This is a genomic window from Paraburkholderia sp. GAS334 (genome assembly GCF_050436625.1).
Taxonomy (GTDB): Bacteria; Pseudomonadota; Gammaproteobacteria; order Burkholderiales; family Burkholderiaceae; genus Paraburkholderia.
Genome location: NZ_JBNDMO010000024.1, coordinates 16,917 through 37,545 on the forward strand (window position 1 = coordinate 16,917; position 20,629 = coordinate 37,545).

At 63.2% G+C, this 20,629-nt stretch carries 15 protein-coding genes and 1 tRNA gene; 9 read left to right on the forward strand and 7 right to left on the reverse strand.

Translation table 11 applies throughout. The features are described from left to right. Positions 1–28: 28 nt before the first annotated feature. A complete protein-coding gene (locus tag P3T21_RS30160) occupies positions 29–913 on the reverse strand; it encodes a pirin family protein (protein ID WP_429259603.1) in 885 nt (294 codons plus the stop codon). A 41-nt stretch (positions 914–954) separates the two neighbouring features. Continuing rightward, positions 955–2,535 (reverse strand): cation:proton antiporter, encoded by a 1,581-nt coding sequence (locus P3T21_RS30165; protein ID WP_429259604.1) that lies wholly within the window; start codon positions 2,533–2,535, stop codon positions 955–957. Between the two features lie 492 nt (positions 2,536–3,027). Here P3T21_RS30165 and P3T21_RS30170 point away from each other — a divergent pair, with 492 nt between their 5' ends. Continuing rightward, positions 3,028–4,023 (forward strand): alpha/beta fold hydrolase, encoded by a 996-nt coding sequence (locus tag P3T21_RS30170; protein WP_429259605.1) that lies wholly within the window; start codon positions 3,028–3,030, stop codon positions 4,021–4,023. 373 nt (positions 4,024–4,396) lie between these two features. Beyond that, the gene (locus P3T21_RS30175) at positions 4,397–4,723 is read left to right on the forward strand and encodes a hypothetical protein (protein ID WP_429259606.1); all 327 of its coding nucleotides are present in this window, start codon (positions 4,397–4,399) and stop codon (positions 4,721–4,723) included. Positions 4,724–5,098: 375 nt separating this feature from the next. Here the strand turns inward: P3T21_RS30175 and P3T21_RS30180 are convergent, their stop codons facing one another. From P3T21_RS30180 to trxB, 3 genes are all read right to left on the reverse strand, one after another. Beyond that, entirely contained in the window at positions 5,099–5,719 is a 621-nt protein-coding gene (locus P3T21_RS30180; RefSeq protein WP_429259607.1) for a trimeric intracellular cation channel family protein, read from the reverse strand. A gap of 13 nt (positions 5,720–5,732) precedes the next feature. Next, positions 5,733–6,518 carry a Smr/MutS family protein gene (locus P3T21_RS30185; RefSeq protein ID WP_429259608.1) on the reverse strand — a complete coding sequence of 262 codons (786 nt, stop codon included), beginning with the start codon at positions 6,516–6,518 and terminating at the stop codon, positions 5,733–5,735. 186 nt (positions 6,519–6,704) lie between these two features. Next, positions 6,705–7,706 (reverse strand): thioredoxin-disulfide reductase, encoded by a 1,002-nt coding sequence (gene trxB, locus P3T21_RS30190; protein ID WP_429259609.1) that lies wholly within the window; start codon positions 7,704–7,706, stop codon positions 6,705–6,707. 336 nt (positions 7,707–8,042) lie between these two features. Between trxB and P3T21_RS30195 the strand changes: the two genes are divergently transcribed. Beyond that, the gene (locus P3T21_RS30195; RefSeq protein WP_429259610.1) at positions 8,043–10,358 is read left to right on the forward strand and encodes a DNA translocase FtsK; all 2,316 of its coding nucleotides are present in this window, start codon (positions 8,043–8,045) and stop codon (positions 10,356–10,358) included. A gap of 112 nt (positions 10,359–10,470) precedes the next feature. Further along, complete coding sequence (gene lolA / locus P3T21_RS30200; RefSeq protein WP_429259611.1) at positions 10,471–11,187, forward strand: outer membrane lipoprotein chaperone LolA; 717 nt, start codon at positions 10,471–10,473, stop codon at positions 11,185–11,187. Here the strand turns inward: lolA and P3T21_RS30205 are convergent. Further along, positions 11,177–12,106, reverse strand: coding sequence for a LysR family transcriptional regulator (locus P3T21_RS30205; protein ID WP_429259612.1), 930 nt, complete (start codon positions 12,104–12,106; stop codon positions 11,177–11,179). The two genes, lolA and P3T21_RS30205, sit on opposite strands and share 11 nt — an antisense overlap. Positions 12,107–12,303: 197 nt before the next feature. Between P3T21_RS30205 and speB the strand changes: the two genes are divergently transcribed. Next, entirely contained in the window at positions 12,304–13,296 is a 993-nt protein-coding gene (gene speB, locus P3T21_RS30210; protein WP_429259613.1) for an agmatinase, read from the forward strand. 146 nt (positions 13,297–13,442) lie between these two features. Here speB and cytX read toward each other — a convergent pair whose 3' ends face one another. Beyond that, positions 13,443–14,759 (reverse strand): putative hydroxymethylpyrimidine transporter CytX, encoded by a 1,317-nt coding sequence (gene cytX / locus P3T21_RS30215; RefSeq protein WP_429259614.1) that lies wholly within the window; start codon positions 14,757–14,759, stop codon positions 13,443–13,445. 248 nt (positions 14,760–15,007) lie between these two features. Between cytX and P3T21_RS30220 the strand changes: the two genes are divergently transcribed. From P3T21_RS30220 to P3T21_RS30235, 4 genes are all read left to right on the forward strand, one after another. Further along, positions 15,008–16,321 (forward strand): replication-associated recombination protein A, encoded by a 1,314-nt coding sequence (locus tag P3T21_RS30220; protein ID WP_429259615.1) that lies wholly within the window; start codon positions 15,008–15,010, stop codon positions 16,319–16,321. 90 nt (positions 16,322–16,411) lie between these two features. Next, the gene (gene serS, locus P3T21_RS30225) at positions 16,412–17,710 is read left to right on the forward strand and encodes a serine--tRNA ligase (RefSeq protein WP_429259616.1); all 1,299 of its coding nucleotides are present in this window, start codon (positions 16,412–16,414) and stop codon (positions 17,708–17,710) included. Between the two features lie 154 nt (positions 17,711–17,864). Continuing rightward, a tRNA-Ser gene (locus P3T21_RS30230) sits at positions 17,865–17,955 on the forward strand. A gap of 232 nt (positions 17,956–18,187) precedes the next feature. Then, positions 18,188–20,539 carry an EAL domain-containing protein gene (locus P3T21_RS30235; RefSeq protein ID WP_429259617.1) on the forward strand — a complete coding sequence of 784 codons (2,352 nt, stop codon included), beginning with the start codon at positions 18,188–18,190 and terminating at the stop codon, positions 20,537–20,539. The last annotated feature ends 90 nt before the right edge of the window (positions 20,540–20,629 follow it).

Sequence of the window (20,629 nt, forward strand, 5' to 3'; positions counted from 1 at the left end):
CCAGACGCGGGCGCTCGCCAGACAATGCTCAATGTGCGCCACGCTCGGGCTGGGGCGTCCACTCGTGCTCTTCGCCAGGCACTTTGCCGAAGGTCTGCGCAGCCCAGGCTTGCCGCGCAGCCACGATCTTCTCGCGCGAACCGGACACGAAATTCCACTCGATGAAGCGTTCGCCCGGCAGGTGCTCGCCGCCGAGGAGCAACACGCGCGCGCCATGCGCGCTGGCGAGTTCGGCCGTTGTGCGCGGCTCCAGCACGGCCATCGTTGCAGGAGACAACGGCGTCCCGTCGATGCTCAGATCTCCGTCGACGAGATAGACGCCGCGCTCCTCGTGCTCGGCATCGAGTGCGAGGCGGCCGGCAGCCGCGAACTCGGCGTGGACGTAGAGCGTGGGTGAAAACACTTCGACCGGCGAGGTCTTGCCGAAAGCCGTGCCGGCGATCACGTGTACGGTTGCCCCGTCGCGCGTGAACGTCGGCAGCGTATTGGCCGGGTGATGAATGAACGCGGGCGTGGCGTCTTCATGTTCGACGGGCAGCGCGACCCAGGTCTGAATGCCGTGGATTGCCTGACCAACCGGCCGGTCCTCCAGCGGCGTGCGTTCTGAATGGACGATGCCGCGCCCGGCCGTCATCCAGTTCACGTCGCCGGGTACGATCTTCTGCCGGTAGCCGAGGCTGTCGTGATGCACGAACGAGCCTTCGAACAGGTACGTGACGGTCGCGAGGCCGATATGCGGATGCGGGAGCACGTCCACGCCGCTGTCAGCGGGCAGCACAGCTGGCCCCATATGGTCGAAGAAAATGAATGGTCCGATGAGGCGCGCGGCACGAGCGGGAAGCACGCGACGCACGATCAGGTTGCCGATGTCGCTTTCGCGCGGCGTGAGCATAGCCTTAATCGTAGTGGGCATGATCAATATCTTTCGTTGACGGTCGACGCGGATGCAAGCCGTTACGGCTCGAGCAGCCGCAACAGCCGCAGTTCCTCGAAATCAAGCTCGGATTCGATGCGATGCAGGACCGCGTCGTCTACCTTGCCGTCGCGATGTAGGCCGAGCAATGCCCCGCGCGACACGCCGACGAGTTCGAGTTCGACACGCAGGAAGTGCGCACGGTGTTCGATGCGGTCCGCGCCCAACTGGTAGGCGCTTTCGTTCGCGGTGACGCGAATCCGGTATTCGGCTAGCAGCCGTTCGACCGTCGCGCGTTCGATGCCGGACGAGCGCTCGTCGATTTCCTCTAGCGCAGCAAGAGAGGCGCCGAACGTATGGGCGCGCGCCTCATGCTCGGACATGGTGTGACGGGCTGTCGGGCGCAGTTTCAGCAGCCGGATCAGCGGCGCCAGGCTGCCGCCCTGCACGACAAGCGTCGCGATGATCAGCACAAACGTGCTGAAGACGATCAGGTCGCGGCCGGGGAAATTAGCTGGCAGCGCGATTGCGGCCGCCAGACTGACTACGCCGCGCATACCCGCCCATCCGAGCACAACCGCTTCCTTGAAGGTCCACGGCTGGCGACCCGAGCGTTTCGCGCGCAACTGGTCGGGCAGCCAGATCGCAGCAAACACCCATGCGAGACGCGCAACGATGGCTGCGGCAGTTGCTGGCAATGCGACACGCAGCCCGGCCATCAACACGGCCGATTCGTGATTCACCCGTGAGAGAAGCGCATGCAGTGTGAGGCCGATCAGGATGAAGACCAGCGCCTCGAGCACGAACACGACCGCTTCCCAGGTCGCCTTGGCTTTGATGCGCATATCGGCGTCGAATACCCGATGCTGGCGGATGCCGAGCACGAGACCGCAGGTCACGACGGACAGCACACCCGATCCGCCGACGGCCTCCGCGATACCGTAGCTGGCCCACGCCATCACGAAGGTCACGACGATGCCGAGCATCGCATCGCCCAGACGCGGCAACACCCAACACATGGCCTGGCCGCACACGATGCCGACCGCGACGCCGATCAGGGTCAGCGTAAAGAACAGCACTGTTCCGCTCGTGACCGTGATCGTCGCGGCTAGCGCTGCCGAGACCGCCATCTGATAGAGCAGCAGGCCCGACGCGTCGTTCACGAGGCTTTCGCCTTCCAGCACGGCCACGAGCCTGGCGGGTAGCGGGTGGCGCTGAAGGATCGCTTTGGCGGCGACCGCGTCGGGTGGCGAGACGATCGCACCGAGCGCGAAGCATGCCGCCCATGGCAGGTTCGGGTTGAAGGCATGCACGGCGACAGCCACCGCGACGGTGGTGAACGTCACGGCCCCGAGCACGAGCGAAACGATCGTGCCGATGCCGCGTCGGAATTCCTTCCACGCCGTATAGAACGAACTCGACATCAGCAGCGGCGGTAGCACGGCCGTGAGCAGCAGGTTCGGGTCCACGTCGGGTACGCGCCTGCCTGCGACTGCGATCACACACCCGCCGAGCAGCAGGACGACGGCAGGCGGGATCGCGATGCGCTCCGCGAGCCACGTCAGGGCGCCCGCGCCGCAGATCAACAACAGGAGGTAGTGAAAAAACTCGACGTTGTTCATCCGCTAGAGGTCCGAGGATTGAACGTCGATCACGCCGTAGACGACGCCGGCAAGAATATCGGCAAGCAGCGAAAGGATGTACGGATTCATGATGCGAGTCTTGGTTGGTGATCGTGGCGTGACGGGAACTACGCGAAAAGGCTCGCGGAAAAAGTATAGGTTCGTCTGGATCGGGAAGTGTCCGATTAAGAATATTTAATCTCTGGCGCATGCGGCATATCCGTTCGATCGGGCTTTGGGTCGTGCGTGAGCGCGTCGACGCCGCCGAATCGTGCCCATAACTTTTGCGCCTCGCTGTGCGCAAAGGCATGACGGGTTCATTTCAGGACTTTTGAGTTTGCGCCAAGGACTTTGGCCGCTTGCGTCTTTAGAGTGACAGCCGGCATGTGGCGTTTCTCAGCGAGTTCTCGCTCCTCGCCGCAACGCTATCCATCTCAACACGCAAGGTCGTCGCCACGCCCGCGCGCGGCGATGCAACGACGGAGATCCAGCATGAACAAAAAGCAAATCGATTCGACCAGGCCTTCGGCGTCGCGCCGCAGGCTGCTTTCGGCAAGTGCGGGCATGGCTGGCGCCGTGGCCGCCATGTCGGGCCTGTCCGCGAACGCAGCCGCGTCCGTGACGGGCGGCTCGGCGCATGCGCACGGCACCTCGCATCTTCACGGCGGCAGTTACGTGAGCGCGAAGGACGGCACGCAGATCTTCTTCAAGGACTGGGGCACGGGCGTGCCGGTCGTCTTCTCGCACGGCTGGCCGCTCTCGGCTGACGCATGGGACGCGCAGATGCTCTTCCTGGTGAATCGTGGCTACCGGGTGATCGCGCACGACCGCCGCGGCCATGGCCGTTCGGGCCAGCCGTCCGAGGGCAACGACATGAACACCTACGCCGACGATCTAGCGGCTGTGCTCGACGCGCTCGACGTGAAGGGCGCGATGCTCGTGGGCCATTCCACGGGCGGAGGCGAGGTGGCGCATTACATCGGCCGCCATGGCGAAAAGCGCGTGGCCAAGGCCGTGCTGATCGGCGCCGTGCCGCCGCAAATGGTCAAGTCTGCGAACAATCCGAACGGTCTGCCGATGTCGGTGTTCGACAACATCCGCGCCGGGGTGGCGGCGAACCGCTCGCAGTTCTATCTGGACCTGGCCACGCCGTTCTACGGCTTCAACCGCCCCGACGCAAAAGTCTCGCAGGGCCTCGTGCAGGACTTCTGGCGCCAGGGCATGGCCGGTTCGATCAAAGGCCAGTACGAGTGCATCAAGCAGTTCTCTGAAGTCGACTACACCGACGACCTCAAGAAGATCAGTGTGCCCACTCTGATCCTGCACGGCGACGACGACCAGATCGTGCCGATCGACGATTCGGCGAAGCTCTCGGCGAAGATCGTCAAGAACGCGACGCTCAAGGTCTACAAAGGCGCGCCGCACGGCATGTGCAGCACGCACGTCGATCAGGTCAATGCCGAGCTGCTCGAGTTCCTCAAGTCCTGAGGCGCTACGACGAGATCTGCGTGACTCGCTTGCGAGGCAACGCGCGTCGGTTCGGAACTCTTCGGCCTGTCACAAGGACCTTCAGCCGCGCGCCGCCTAAGCTCGATGCCAATCGCGGCCACCATGCCCCGCCGTGCGGCGGGGCATGCGTGAGTTCTCCCCGCTGCGGTTCATACGCGCACTGCAGCGCGCGACCCTGTCGGGCATACGCTGGCACGCGCACGGCTTGGCATGGCGCAGCAACGTGCCTGCGTCGGACCTGAACGGTTTGCTGGGGCGCTCCCGGCTGTAGTCGCCTCGCGTTTTGGACGAACGCGAAACAGGCTTTTTGCGCCTGGCGCCCGGTTTTGAGTGGCTTCGAAAAGGGAATGAAATGGGTTTGAAACTGCAAGGCTCGCACCCGCATAGCCTCGAGATCACGCGTCTGGCTGCCGCCGTTCGCGCGAACGCTGACGATGCGCGTGTCTGGCGCTGGTACGCCGACCTCATGGAAGACGGGCGCGTGAGTTGCACGCGTACGCGCAAGGGATGGCTGATCACCGTAGACGGTCGCTGCACGGTGGAAGACGAGTCGTTCGATTGCGCCGTGCGTCGAGCGGAGCAGACATGGAGTGACATCGCGCGGTCTCAGGTCAAGCTGCTCCGCCGCGGCAAGACCGCTGTGAAGACGATCGGCTCGAGTTTGCCGCAGCTTAGGTGAAGCGGCGAGGCAGCGTTGCTAAACCTAAAAGTGGTCGAGGCATCGTATCAGCAGATTTTCGCGAACGAACCTGCCGTCCTTGGATTATTCGCGTCCTCCCCGCTCGCCAATACTTCGATACGCGTCACCGGCCCCGTGATGTCCCCCGGAAGCGCTCGCTGACCCGTGGAGCAGGCAGTGTGACCCCGCCACAATGCGCCCACCTGTGTCGCTGACGCGGTAGCACCGCACGTTTGTCTGTCGATCGTCAACGATCTGAGTCTTCGAGTTAAAGGTCCGTTCTTGGCCGGCTACCGCCTGATGCGGAACTACCCGGAAGCGGACATTCATCGCCCCGCGGACCTGCGAACGTCCGCAAGGGCTGATTTCCCGCCCTCAATGCGGCAACCGCACATCCAACTTAAACGTCACAAGTCTGGCGATAAGGATGAACCCAGTCCCAATCAACACGCTATAAACCGTATCGAAGTTAACGTAATCCAGCAGTACATAGATCCAGCACCCAACAAACGCGCAGGTAGCATAAGGCCGCGAATCCCGCAAAATCAACGGCACCTCATTACAAAGCACATCACGAATCACCCCACCGAAAACCCCAGTCAGAACCCCCATCATCACCGACGTAAACCACGGCATCTGAGCATCCAAAGCAAGCGACGTCCCCGACACACTAAACAACCCCAACCCAATAGCATCCGCAATCAGCAACACGCGCTCAGAAATCACCCGCGAGATAGCCTTAAAAGTCACAGGCGCAAACAACGACATCACAAAGATCACAATCACGTAATACTGATGATCGACCCAGTAAAACGGCCGCCTCTCAAGCAGCACATCCCTCACAGTCCCACCGCCGAAAGCCGTAGCAATCGCCACCAAAAAAGTCCCAACCGCATCAAGCCGCCGCGTCCTCGCCTCAATAAACCCGGAAATCACATAAGCCATAATCGCCAACGCTTCCATGATGGTCAGCGCGAGCGTGAGCCTCGGATGCATCAATGACGCTCCATCACGTTTTGAGTTGATTGGGATGATAGTGATGCGCGGGCATCGCGCCCGGCTGCAGCAGCACCAGCACCGCGCCCGCGCCGCCATCGTGCGGACGGGCCTGACAGAACGCGATCACTTCCGATTTCTGGACGAGCCACGCGCGCACCTTGCCCTTCAGCACCGGCTCCTTGCCGACCGAGCCCAACCCTTTGCCGTGAATCACGCGCAAACACCGCAGCCCACGCTTCACCGATTCGCGGATGAACTCAGTCAGCGCCTCACGCGCCTCTTCACGACGCATCCCGTGCAGATCAAGTTGCGCCTGCACAATCCAGGCACCGCGCCTTAACTTGCGCACGACTTCCTGGCTCACACCAGGCCGGCAGTAGGAAAGCGTCTCATCGGTCTCAAGAAGCACCTCAGGATCGTATTCGTCGGAGATCGCTTCATACAGGACGGCTTCTTCATCGAGCTTCGTCTGGACGGGCAGCGGGGGAGGCGGGTTGCGCGGCAGCGTCGCGCGCGGCGGCACGGCGAGCGGCGCCACCGAGCCGATCTCGCGGCGGAACAGGTCGGCATCGGCGGACGCTTCGCGCTTCGCCTGTACGGCCTCCGCGCGCGCTCGCTCGCGCTTTTGCGTGTCGACCTTCAACGCGTCACGCAACGCGCCGAGGCCGGCCAGCCCGGCAGCCGGCTCGACCAGCGGCTTTTGGGAAGCAACCGGCGTTTCCACCGCACGCGGCGCGGCGGCACTAGCAGAACGTGAGCGTTTCGGTTCGTTCGGATGGGGCAGATTTTTCGGCATGACGGTAAGTCGCGCGGCAGGTGCGGTTAAGTCATCATCGTGCGATGCCTCCACGGGGGAAAGCATCGCGAGGCGTTCGCAACAGACATGCAAATGACGCCAGCAGGGACGCGCCAGATGCAAAAAGGGCCGCGTGCCTCGCGGCCGCGGCCCTTGATCTGCGTCGGGTAGCGCCCTGACGCTATTTTACCGGTCTGCTTCGGCGCTCATCACATGTTCGCCGATCGTTTCGTCGTGGATGCTTTCCAGATAACGCTGCGCATCCAGTGCGGCCATACAGCCCGTGCCGGCGCTGGTGATCGCCTGACGGTACACGTGATCCTGCACGTCGCCGGCGGCGAACACGCCCGGCACGCTCGTGCCCGTCGCGTTGCCGGTCAGGCCGCCGTTCGTGATGATGTAGCCGTTCTTCATCTCCAGCTGGCCTTCGAAGATGTCCGTATTCGGCTTGTGACCGATCGCGACGAACAGCCCCTGCAGTTCGAGATCGGTCGTTTCATCGGTCTTGATGTTCTTGATGCGCAGACCGTTCACGCCGCCTTCGTTACCCTTCACTTCGTCGAGCACGTGATTCCACTTGATGTCGACGAGGCCTTCCTTCTGCTTTTCCAGCAGACGGTCGATCAGGATCGGCTCGGCACGGAACCTGTCGCGGCGATGGATCACGGTCACTTTCTTCGCGATGCCGGACAGATACAGCGCTTCTTCAACGGCCGTATTGCCGCCGCCGATCACGGCGACGTGCTGCTGCTTGTAGAAGAAGCCGTCGCAGGTCGCGCAAGCGGACACGCCGCGGCCCATGAACAGTTCTTCCGAAGGCAGGCCGAGATACTGCGCCGACGCGCCGGTCGCGATGATCAGCGAATCGCACGTGTATTCAGCCGAATCGCCGATCAGGCGAATAGGCTTTTCGTCCAGCTTTGCAGTGTGAATGTGATCGAAGATGATTTCGGTGTTGAAGCGCTCAGCATGCTCCAGGAAGCGCTGCATCAGCTCCGGACCCTGCACGCCGTTTCCATCGGCCGGCCAGTTTTCGACGTCGGTCGTGGTCATCAGCTGGCCGCCCTGGGCCATGCCCGTGACGAGCACCGGCGACAGATTGGCGCGTGCTGCGTAGACAGCGGCGGTGTAACCGGCAGGGCCGGAACCGAGAATCAGAACCTTGGCGTGTTTGGTGGGTGCGGGCATGATCGAAATCCGTAAAAAGCGTCGGGCTCGCCAGTGCGATGCCGGGTGACTTGTCGAAACAGTAGATGGGTGTTCGTCCGGCATTATAAAGGGCGGGGCAAGGGGCTGCTTCATGAAGCTTTGTCATCGGCGCGATAGCTTTCTGCGCTTTTTGACCCCTTTCCGCCCGTTTCCGGCGATTTTCCTGACCGTTGCGCCCCGTGAACGGCTCCCGTGGACGGTTACCGTCATTTACAGCCGTGCGTGCAACACTGCGTTTACAATAGGCCGCATCGAATGAACGGCGGCCGGAGCGTCTCCGGCAACCCGTTCCGGGCCGCACACGCTACAGGATCAATGGCAAAAGCTACCTATTCCGCGAACGCGCAGGCATTGCCGCATCGCATGTCGCGCCTCTTCACCGAAATCCGCTGGATCTTGCAGGTCGCGCTCGGCGTCTTCCTCCTGATGGCGCTCGTCAGCTATACCCGCCGCGATCCCAGCTGGACCCACGCCGCCCAGGTCGACCATATCGCCAACTGGGCGGGCCGCGTCGGCGCCTGGACGTCCGATATCCTCCTGCTCCTCTTCGGTTTGTCCGCGTACTGGTGGGTCGTCCTGCTGGCGCGACGCATTTCCGCCAACTATCGCCGCATCACCCAGCACGAAACCATCGACGAAGACGCGCCGCGCGACAACACCTGGCTCGCCGAAGCGTTCGCCTTCGTGCTGGTGCTGCTCGCCTGCGACGGCATCGAGGCGCTGCGCATGTGGTCACTCAAGGTGCAGTTGCCGCGCGCGCCGGGCGGCGTGATCGGCGAAGCGGTCGCGCATGGCGTGTCGCACGCGCTCGGCTTCACGGGCGGCACGCTCGCGCTCCTGATCGTGCTCGCGATCGGGCTGTCGTTGTATTTCCGCTTTTCGTGGCTGTCGGTGTGCGAACGCGTCGGCGAATCGATCATTTCGGCGGTCACGTTCGCGAAGCTGCGTCGCGAAGCGGGCCGCGACCGCAAGCTCGGCGAAGCGGCGGCCGTCAAACGCGAAGGCAAGGTCGAGCAGGGCCGCGTGCGCATCGAGGAACACGAGCCGGTGGTGATCGTGCCGCCGGTCGTGAAGCCCGAGAAATCGGAGCGTGTGGAGAAAGAGCGTCAGGTGCCGCTCTTCACCGATCTGCCGGGCGATTCCACGCTGCCGCCGATCTCGCTCCTCGACGCCGCGCCGGTCGCGCAGGAAACCATTTCCGCCGATACGCTCGAATTCACGTCGCGGCTGATCGAGAAGAAGCTGAAAGACTTCGGCGTCGACGTGAGCGTGGTCGCGGCTTATCCGGGGCCGGTCGTCACGCGCTACGAAATCGAGCCGGCGACGGGCGTGAAGGGCAGCCAGATCGTCGGTCTCGCGAAGGATCTGGCGCGTTCGCTGTCGCTGGTGTCGATCCGCGTCGTCGAGACGATTCCGGGCAAGAATTTCATGGCGCTGGAATTGCCGAACCAGCGCCGCCAGACGGTGACGCTGTCCGAGATTCTCGGCTCCGCAGTGTACGCCGACGCGGCCTCGCCGCTGACGATGGGCCTCGGCAAGGACATCGGCGGCAAGCCAGTCTGCGCCGACCTCGCGAAGATGCCTCACCTGCTGGTGGCCGGCACGACCGGTTCGGGCAAGTCGGTCGGGATCAACGCAATGATCCTGTCGCTGTTGTACAAGGCGAGCGCCGACCAGGTCCGCATGATCCTGATCGATCCGAAGATGCTCGAAATGAGCGTCTACGAAGGTATTCCGCATCTGCTGTGTCCGGTCGTCACGGATATGCGCCAGGCCGGCCACGCGCTGAACTGGGCGGTCGCCGAAATGGAGCGCCGCTACAAGCTGATGAGCAAGCTCGGCGTGCGCAATCTCGCCGGCTACAACAACAAGATCGACGAAGCGACGAAGCGCGAAGAAAAGATCCCGAATCCGTTCAGCCTGACGCCGGACGACGCCGAACCGCTGACGCGCCTGCCGAACATCGTCGTCGTGATCGACGAACTCGCCGACCTGATGATGGTGGTCGGCAAGAAGGTCGAGGAACTGATCGCGCGGATCGCGCAGAAGGCGCGCGCGGCCGGTATTCACCTGATCCTTGCTACGCAGCGTCCGTCGGTTGATGTGATCACCGGCCTGATCAAGGCCAACGTGCCGACGCGGATGGCGTTCCAGGTGTCGTCGAAGATCGACTCGCGCACGATTCTCGACCAGCAGGGCGCGGAATCGCTGCTCGGTATGGGCGACATGCTGTATCTGCCGCCGGGTAGCGGGCTGCCGGTGCGCGTGCACGGTGCGTTCGTGTCGGACGAGGAAGTGCATCGCGTCGTCGACAAGCTCAAGGAGCAGGGCGAGCCGAACTACATTGAGGGCATCCTCGAAGGCGGCGTTGGCGGCGAGGGCGATGAAGGTTCCGCAGGCGCTGCGGGAACCGGAGCGGCCGGCGGCGAGTCGGACCCTCTTTACGACCAGGCGGTCGAAATCGTCACCAAGAACCGTCGCGCGTCGATTTCGCTGGTGCAGCGGCATCTGCGCATCGGCTACAACCGCGCCGCGCGGCTACTCGAACAGATGGAGCAGTCGGGGATTGTCTCGGCGATGTCGTCGAACGGCAATCGCGAGATTCTCGTGCCGGTGCGCGAGGCCGATTGAGCCTGTTCTGATCCGCTTATCCGCGACGATCGATATACGGCGTGGCGCTGGCATGGCGCTGGTTGCGCCACCACCGCCGCGTCGGCTTCCGGTTCCTTCCATGGAGAATGATATGCAGCACAACGTCGGGCTGAATGCCCGTCCTCGGGGTTTGGGTTCGTTGATTCGCGGGCTGGTTAAAGGCGTCGGCGGCGTCGCGATTGGCGCGTCGATGCTTTTCGCGTCGCAGGCGTTTGCGAGTGGTACGGAGCAGCTGAAGGCGTTTGTGGCGCAGGTCCACGCGGCGCGCGGCACGTTCGTCCAGCGCGAAGTGAAGGCGCCGAGCAGCGCGCAGGGCGCGAGCGGCGCGATGACGATGTCGAAGTCCGGCGGCACGGCGAGCGGCACGTTCCTGTTCGCGCGGCCCGGCAAGTTCATCTGGTCGTACGAGAAGCCGTATGAACAGGTGCTGCAGGCCGACGGCGACAAGCTCTACGTCTACGACAAGGACCTGAACCAGGTCACGGTGCGCACGCTGGGCGGCGCGCTCGGCGCGAGCCCGGCGGCGATCCTGTTCGGCAGCAACGATCTGGACAAGAACTTCACGTTGCGCGACGCGGGCGTGAAAGACGGCATCGACTGGCTCGAACTGACGCCGAAGTCCAAAGACACGCAGTTTCAGCGCGTTGGTATCGGCTTTCGCGACGGTAATCTCGAAGCGATGGAACTGCACGACGTGTTCGGTAACGTCACGTTGCTGACGTTCTCGAATATCCAGAAGAATCCTCCGCTGTCGCCGAACCAGTTCAAGTTCACGGTGCCGAAGGGCGCGGATGTGATCAACGGCTGATCGGGTTTTCCTGCGCGCCGCTCGACGGATGGGTGGCGCGCATGTCGTCGATGAACGCCTCGACGATATCCGTCCGATGCTGCCGTGCCCGCGTGACCATGTGAAACGCGACGCGGTAGCGCATCTGCTGCGGATTCAACGCGGCGAGCAACCCTTCCTTCAGATACGGCGCGGCGTAGTGCTCCGGCAGATAGCCGAGATGGCAGCCTGACAGCACGAGCATCGCGACCGCCTCCATGTTGTCGGCGACGGCCGTCACGTTCTGCGACGTGGTCGAACTGCCTGCTTCGGGCAGCGGATAACTGCGCCACGCCCATTCGTGCTGCGCCGCTTCGGCCGGATCGACGTGGCCCGCGTGCGCGAACAGCGGATGACCTTTCGCGCAATACGCGAACTGGTCTTCGGCGAAGATTTCCGTGTATTCCAGCGATGGCACGCGGTGCCAGAAATAGCCGATTCCTACCTGAATGCGGTCGCTGAGCAACAGTTCTTCGAGTTCACCCGGCGAGCGCACCAGAATCGAAAACCGCACCGACTCGTCGCGCGCGCGGAATCGCCGGATCGCCTCGCTGATCCGCGCGCTCGCCGCCACCGGCGTGTGACCGATCATGCCGATTCCAAGCGTGCCGACCAGCTTTCTGCCGACGTTGCGCGCCTGCATCCCGAACGTTTCCATCGCCGACAGCAGCGTGCGCGACGCGTCGACAAACTGCTCGCCCCGCGCGGTCAGGCTGAAGCCGCCGCGTCCGCGGTCGCACAGGCGGTAGCCGAGGCGCGTTTCGAGCGTGGCGAGCTGGGTGCTGATGGTCGACTGGCCAATGTTGAGTGAGGCTTGCGCGGCTGTGACGCCGCCGGCGTCGACAATCGCAAGAAACACGCGAATCAGGCGCAGATCGAGGTCGGTGAGTTGTGAGAACATGGGTTTTGCCGTGTGTGGCGGTGGCCTGGCGATTAAACATCGATGGAGATCGATGTGAAGTTTATTCTGTTCGTATTTTATCTTCCTGAAAAGTGCACAAGAATGAAGAATCAACCGGGTTCTGGCTTTATTGGGTTTGCCCTATGTAAATCGGATCCCTTTCGTTTCTTTTGTATCTCTTTCATTGGCGAACCACGATGAAACCTTCTGCCTTCGTTTTCCCCGACGCCAACGTCGACCGCCCGCAACCGCTCTCCGGCAACCAGATGGCCCGCTGCGGCGGCATCACGACGATGATGCGTCTGCCGTACGTCGAGTCGGCTGAAGGGCTGGATGCATGCTTCGTCGGCGTGCCGTTCGACCTTGGTACGTCGAACCGGACGGGCGCGCGTTTTGGTCCGCGTCAGATCCGTTCCGAATCCGTGCTGCTGCGTCCTTACAACATGGCGACGCGCGCTGCGCCGTTCGATTCGCTGCGCGTTGCGGATATAGGCGACGTGGCGATCAATCCGTACAACCTGCTCGATTCGATTTCGCGCATCGAGACTGCGTACGACGAGATTCTTCAGCACGGCGCGAAGCCGATCACGCTGGGCGGCGATCATACGATCACGCTGCCGATTCTGCGCGCGATTCATCGCAAATACGGCAAGGTCGGGCTGATTCACGTCGACGCACACGCGGACGTCAACGACACGATGATGGGCGAGAAGATCGCCCACGGCACGCCGTTCCGTCGAGCGGTGGAAGAGGGGCTGCTGGATACGTCGCGTGTGGTGCAGATCGGTCTGCGTGGCACGGGCTACGCGGCAGAAGATTTCGACTGGTGCCGCGATCAGGGATTCGAAGTCGTGCAGGCGGAAGCGTGCTGGAACCAGTCGCTGGCGCCGTTGATGAACCGCGTGCGCGAACGGATGGGCGATGGGCCCGTGTACATCACGTTCGATATCGACGGTATCGATCCGGCGTTTGCGCCGGGTACGGGCACGCCGGAGATCGCCGGGCTGACTGTGCCGCAGGCGCTTGAAATCATCCGCGGCTCGCATGGGCTCAACATCGTCGGCGGCGATCTGGTTGAGGTTGCGCCGCCGTACGATCCGTTCGGTACGACCGCGCTGCTCGGTGCGAATCTCGCGTATGAGTTGCTGTGCGTGCTGCCAGGCGTTGAGTATCGGCCAGCGACGCGGTGAGGTTTGCGCTGATGTTGCATTCAGGTTGCGCGCGGTGAGAGCATCTGTGGTTATGGATGCGTCTGTGGCGTAACGCGAGCGCGTGCGTCATCACACCCGTTGCAGAAACAGGAAGGCCCGCATCGAGCGGGCCTTTCTGCATTTATTTACGCGTACGCTTCGCGTCGCGCCGACACAAACGCCAGGTAGCACAGCGCGCCGATCGCGAGCGCGGGCAGCGTCGCGCCGAGATTCGGCAACCATTGATTGATCGCCTGATAGGCGGCAATGCCGATCGCCCACGCGATAAACGCGCTCACGTGCCATCCGCCCGAGAACCCATAGCGGCCATGCATATCGCCGATCACGGCAGCATCGATACGACGTTTCCGGACGATGAAGTGATCCACCAGCACCACACCGAACAGCGGCGCAAATACGGAGCCGATCAGCAGCAGGAAGTTCTGGTACTTCGCCATCGGGATGGCCAGCGCAATCAACGTACACACTGCGCCAAACGCAGCCGACAACACAGGCACGCTCATGCGTGTCCAGAACGTGCCGGTTGAGACGGCCGCCGAATGAACATCGGCGAACGCGTTGTCGATTTCGTCGATCAGGATCAGCAGCAGCGCGAGCCCACCGCCAGCCTGCGCGAGCGCCGTGGTGAGCAGCGCGTCGCCGCCGCCGGCCGCGAGACCATAGATGGCGCCGAGCGCGTAGAACCAGATATTCGCAATGCCAAAACCGAGCAGCGTGCCGCGAAACGTTTCGCCTGCGCGACGGCCAAAGCGCGTGTAGTCGGCGATCAGCGGCAACCACGACAGCGGCATCGCGACGACAAGATCGATCGCGCCGCCGAACGGCATCTCACCCGTGCCCGGACGCCGCATCAACGCGGCAAGATCTTGCTTCGCGAGCAGATTCCACGTGAGCCACACGGCGCCCGCGAGCAGCAGCCAGATGCCCCACGTGCGCAGGAATCGCCGCACGAACGAAAGCGGCCCGCTGATCGCGAGCAGCGTAGCCATCACGCCGAAGATCACGGTCCAGATGAGCGGCATCGAAACACCGAATGACTGTTTGGCCAGCGCTTCCGCCGAATCGCGCATCACGATGATTTCGAACGCGCCCCAGCCGACCAGCTGCACCGCGTTCAGCACGGCCGGCACCGACGCGCCGCGTACACCGAGCGTGGGCCGCAGCGACGACATGGCCGCCAGCCCCGTATCCGTGCCGATCACGCCAGCCAGCGCCAGCAGCACGACACCGATCGCGCTACCGATGACGATCGCGGCCAGCGCCTGCGGAAGCGACAACCCGGGCACGAGCAACGCGCCCGCCTGCGCGACCAGCAGGCCGATGCCGAGCGAAAACCACAGCGCGAAGGCATCGCCGGTGCGGAACGCGCGCCGCGAATCGGGCACCGGTGTAAGCGGAGCGTAAGTGGAGCCGGCTTCGCCGGAGACTGGATCGTTTGCCATCGAGTGATGTCCCTCTGTGTTGCTGATTTGTAGTGATGTGATTGTGTACTGCGCGCGCGCTTTGATTCGAAACCGCATGACTGTATTGTGCCGCGCGCGGGCGGCGCTGTGACCCTGGCCGGATGGCTAACGTCGTGCCCGTGCATCTCGCCACGGCCTGGCGGCTGTCATAATGCAGGACCGCGATGGAGCGCGACGCCCGTGCACGCGCCTTGCTGTACCGAATGCGAGATTATCCACAAAACGCCATGTTTGAAGAAACCCGTGCCAACGTGCCGCTCGCCGAGCGTCTGCGCCCCCGCACTGTCGACGAAGTGATCGGACAGAAGCATCTGCTTGGTCTGAGCAAGCCGCTGCGCGTCGCGTTCGAATCGGGCGAGGCGCATTCGATGATCCTCTGGGGCCCGCCCGGCGTCGGCAAGACGACGCTCGCGCGCCTCATGGCCGATGCGTTTCATGCTGAATTCATCGCGTTGTCGGCGGTGCTGTCGGGCGTGAAGGACATCCGCGAGGCCGTCGAAACCGCGCAGGTGCATCGCGCGCATGGCCATCAGACGCTCGTGTTCGTCGACGAAGTGCATCGCTTCAACAAGAGCCAGCAGGACGCGTTCCTTCCGCACGTCGAGTCGGGGCTGTTCGTGTTCGTGGGTGCGACCACCGAGAATCCGTCGTTCGAGGTGAACAGCGCGTTGCTGTCGCGGGCGGCTGTTTACGTGCTGAAGAGTCTCGACAACGACGAGCAGCGCGAACTGCTTGATCGCGCGCAGAAAGAACTCGGTGGCCTCACCTTCACCGACGAAGCGCGCGCCGCATTGATCGGCTCCGCCGACGGCGACGGACGCAAGCTGTTGAACAACCTGGAAATCGTCGCGCGGGCGGCTGCGCAGCAGAAGACGACGGAAATCGATGGCGCGTTGCTCGGCAGTGCGCTCGCGGAAAACCTGCGCCGCTTCGACAAGGGCGGTGACGCCTTCTACGACCAGATTAGCGCGCTGCATAAATCGGTGCGCGGCAGCAATCCGGACGGCGCGTTGTACTGGTTCTGTCGCATGCTCGACGGCGGCGCGGACGCGCGTTATCTCGCGCGGCGCATCGTGCGGATGGCATGGGAAGACATCGGCCTCGCCGATCCGCGCGCCGCGCGCATCGCGCTCGACGCCGCCGAAACCTACGAACGTCTCGGTACGCCGGAAGGCGAACTGGCGCTCGCGCAGGCGATCATCTATCTGGCGGTCGCGCCGAAGTCGAACGCGGGTTACATGGCGTACAACGAGGCGCGTCGCTTCGTCGGCAAGGACCAGTCGCGCGGCGTGCCCGTGCATCTGCGCAATGCGCCGACGAAGCTGATGAAGGAACTCGGCTACGGTCACGACTATCGTTACGCGCATGACGAGCCGGACGCGTATGCGGCAGGCGAAACCTATCTGCCCGACGGCATGCGCGAGCCGCACTGGTATGAACCGACGCCGCGTGGTCTCGAAGGCAAGATCGCCGACAAGATGAACCGTCTGCGCGAACTCGATGCGCAATGGCGCAGCGAGAACAAGCCGAAGAAAGACTGACGAGCCGCACAACGCCGCGCCGCGTGGCTGATGCGCCGGCCGGTTGCGCTAAAATCGCACCTTCACACAACGAATACCCGCCCCAATCCCATGCTCGACATCCAGCTGCTGCGCAAAGACCTCGAAGGCGTCGCGAAACGCCTCGCCGACCGCCGCTATATCCTCGACGTGGCGGCGTTCTCCGCACTCGAAGCGGAACGCCGCGCCATCCAGACCCGTACCGAGGAGCTTCAGGCCCGTCGCAACAGCCTGTCGAAGCAGATCGGCGGGATGAAGGGGCGAGGCGAGGACACGTCGGCGGTGATGGCCGAAGTGGGCGGCCTGGGCGACGAGATGAAGGCGTCGGCGGCGCAGCTGGAAGACATTCAGAAGCGTCTGTCAGACCTGCTGCTCGGTGTGCCGAACCTGCCGCACGAAAGCGTGCCAGCCGGCCGGGATGAAACCGATAACGTCGAGGTGCGTCGCTGGGGTACCCCGCGCCAGTTCGATTTTGAGGTGAAGGATCACGTCGACATCGGCACGCCGCTCGGCCTTGATTTCGAGACCGGTGCGAAGCTGTCCGGTACGCGTTTCACGCTGCTGCGTGGACAGATTGCTCGCCTGCATCGCGCGCTCGCGCAGTTCATGATCGACACGCATACGCAGTACCACGGTTACACCGAGGTGTACACGCCGTACATCGTCAATCCGGAAATCCTGTACGGCACCGGCCAGTTGCCGAAATTCGCCGACGACATGTTCCGCGTCGAGAAGGGCGGTGGCGAGAACACGGTCACGCAGTATCTGATTTCGACGTCGGAGATTTCGCTGACGAACACGGTGCGCGACAGCATCCTCGAAGAGGGCGCGCTGCCCGTTAAGCTCACCGCGCATTCGCCGTGTTTCCGCTCGGAAGCGGGATCGTACGGCCGCGACACGCGTGGTCTGATCCGTCAGCACCAGTTCGACAAGGTCGAGATGGTGCAGATCGTCGCGCCGGAAACGTCGTATGACGCACTGGAGCAGATGGTGGTCCATGCTGAAACGATCCTGCAAAAACTCGAGTTGCCGTATCGCGTCATCACGCTGTGTACCGGCGACATGGGTTTCTCCTCGACCAAGACCTACGATCTCGAAGTGTGGGTGCCTGCGCAGAACACGTATCGTGAGATCTCGAGCTGCTCGAACACTGAAGCCTTCCAGGCGCGTCGCATGCATGCGCGCTATCGCAATGCGCAGGGCAAGCCGGAACTCGTGCACACGTTGAATGGCTCGGGCCTCGCAGTCGGCCGTACGCTGGTCGCGGTGCTGGAAAACTTCCAGAACGCGGACGGCTCGGTGACGGTGCCGGCAGCGCTGCGTCCGTACCTGGGTGGAGTGGAGCGGCTGGAAGTGCCCGCGGCCGTCTGAGATTAGCGAGCGAGTAGATCGCATCAGGTCCCAGTGGGTTTTTGCAAAAAGGGGCTTGGAAAGCGGTTTCAACTGTTCTATAATCTTCGCTTCTCCAAGCAGCGACCCGCTTGGAGTGGCGCAGCAGCGTAGTTAGCCGAGCGTCAACAATGCCGGAAAGGTGGCAGAGTGGTCGAATGCGCCGGACTCGAAATCCGGTGTACAGTTATGCTGTACCGTGGGTTCGAATCCCACCCTTTCCGCCAGAATTCTTCAAAAACCCCGCAGAACGAAAGTCCTGCGGGGTTTTTGTTTTTCCGGCGCCATGTTTTTGTCGGACGACAATGGCCAGCCGAGTGGCGACCCCGCGTGTCCAACACGTGCAAATCGCTCCGAGCCATCTCGCCGTCGCATTCCAAGGTTCCGCGCCCCTCAACTTCCGACATTTTCTGCCGTTAACCAATGGCAAAGTGACCGGAGCGGCCTGATCCCCTCAATATGCTTTCCTCCACCACGCGACAGATTACCGATGCCGGCTTTCGTCGCCGGTTTCATCAGCGTTCGCTGGAACATCAGCGCCCGCTCTCGACGATCATGATGGCGTTTACCGTCGTGGCGTACCTGTCGTTTGTCGCGACGCGTAGTTTTGTCGACGGCCCGGTGGTCGCGCTTCAATATCGGCTGGCCTGCGGGCTGTGTCTCGCGCTGCTCGTCATGGCGATTCCCCGCACGAAGACGACGTGGGCCTTCGGCGCGATCGGCGTCGCGTACACGTTGATGTTGCAGGCGGGCATCGCGCTCAATGTCGCCGGTCTTGCGTCGCCGCTGCTGTGGACGTTGCCCGCGATGGTGATGGTCGTGATGGGCGCGGCGCCGCTCTGGCTCACACCGACTCACTTTCTCTTCGGTACCCTGGTGTTTTATGCGACGGGGCTGCCGATTCTGCTGAATCTGCCGCAGACGCATGGTGAGACCCTGCTCGTCTGCTGGTGGATGGCGATCAGTGTCCCGTCAGCGGCCGTTTTTCATTTCGGTTTTTACCGGTTTCGTCGCAATCACTTCCTGCTCGAAGACCGGCTCGTGGAGCTCGCCGCGACCGATCCGCTGACCGGTCTGCAGAATCGTCGCGCGTTCAAGGAAGGCGCGGAGAAACAGCTGTCATCGCCCGACGATAGTGCAAAATTTAGCGCGATCTTCGTCGATATCGACTACTTCAAGTCGTTGAACGACCGCTTCGGCCACGCAGTCGGCGACCAGATGCTCCATGATGTCGCGCAGGTCCTGAAAGCGAAGACCGGCACGGACGACAACGTCAGCCGTATCGGTGGCGAAGAGTTCGCGTTGCTGCGGCGTGGCGAACTGCGCAGCGCGGTTGAGTTCGCCGAGACGCTGCGTGTCGCGATCTCGGGCATCGCACGGCCCGACGGCGCGCTGACGGCGAGCTTTGGCGTCGCGGAATACCGCGCCGGCGAAGGCATCATGTCGCTTCTCGATCGCGCCGACGAAGCGTTGCTGCGCGCGAAGCATTCCGGGCGCAACCGCGTGTGCGCCGAGCGCGCCGCGCAGGATGATGTCGCGCGACTCAAGACGCTCCAGGCGCCGCACGCTAACGCGAACGCGCCTTCGATCCGCGAACCAGTTCGCCAGCCCTGGGACGATCACTATCTGACGTCGCATTTTCAACCGCTCTACAGTCTTTCGCATCAGAAGCAGGTCGGCTTCGAGGCGCTGCTGCGCGGCGAGCGCGACGACGGTTCGATGATTCCACCGGTCGTCCTGTTTGCACCCAAACCTTTCACCAGCGAAAGCGACCTGGATCGTGCGAGTCACGCGCTGCATCTCGCCAACGCGGCCCGCGTGATTCCCGATGACGCGTGGGTGTTCCTCAATATCCTGCCTGCATCGTTTGTCGCTGAAGGCTACGCGGACCAGCTCGCCGAGGTGGCGCGTTCCGTCGGGCTCAGCCCGGAGCGCGTTGTCCTCGAGCTGCTGGAGTCGCATGGCGGCAGCGTGGACGATCTGTCGCGCGCTGCGGCGCAGTATCGCGAGCACGGCTTCCTGATCGCGGTCGACGATTTCGGTGCGGGGCACTCGAACCTGGATCGCCTTTTTCAGATCCGTCCGGACCTCGTCAAACTCGACGGCGAACTGATCCGCGCGACGAGTCCCGGCGCGCAGCAGCCGATTCTGCCCAGGCTCGTGTCGCTGTTGCATCAGGCGGGCATGCTGGTCGTCGTCGAGGGTGTCGAGACGACGGATGAACTGATTCTCGCCGTCGAATCGAATGTGGATTTTGCGCAGGGCTATCTGCTCGGGCGGCCTGCGGCAACGATCACGCCGCCCGAGCCGGTGAATCGCCGCATCGATCACGCCTTCGATGTGATCGCCGAAGGGCGCACGCATCAGCACGCGCAGTTCGAATCGGAGGTGCAGCCGTACCGGCTCGCGCTCGACCTCGCGGCGCAGGCGTACTCGGGCGGTGCGTCGCTTGATGAGGCGTTCGCCCAGCTCGCGACGCTCGAACTGTGCATCAGCTGTTTCATCCTCGATGAAACCGGCCGTCAGGTTGGGCTCGAAGTGAATGGCATGGCGTCGGCTAAAGCGGGCGATTCGCTCCAGCCGGTCGCGGATCCGCGCGACGCGCGCTGGGATCACCGGCCGTATTTCAGGAACGCGGTGCTGCGGCCGGGCGTGGCCGTGACGAGCAGCCCTTATCTGTCGCTGGCGAGTGGCCGGCCGTGTATCGCGGTGACGGTCTCGGTGCCGTCGGAGCAGGGACGCTGCGTGGTGGGCGTGGAACTGGACTGGTCGCTGGACCGGCTGCCGTGGCCGGCGGCGGACTCGCTGTAGTAGCGGCCGGGCGGATATCGTCAGGCAGGCGCGTTGAAAGCTCGCTTTCAGGCGCGGCGCGCGGCATCATTTTGTTTTCGCCTACGTTTC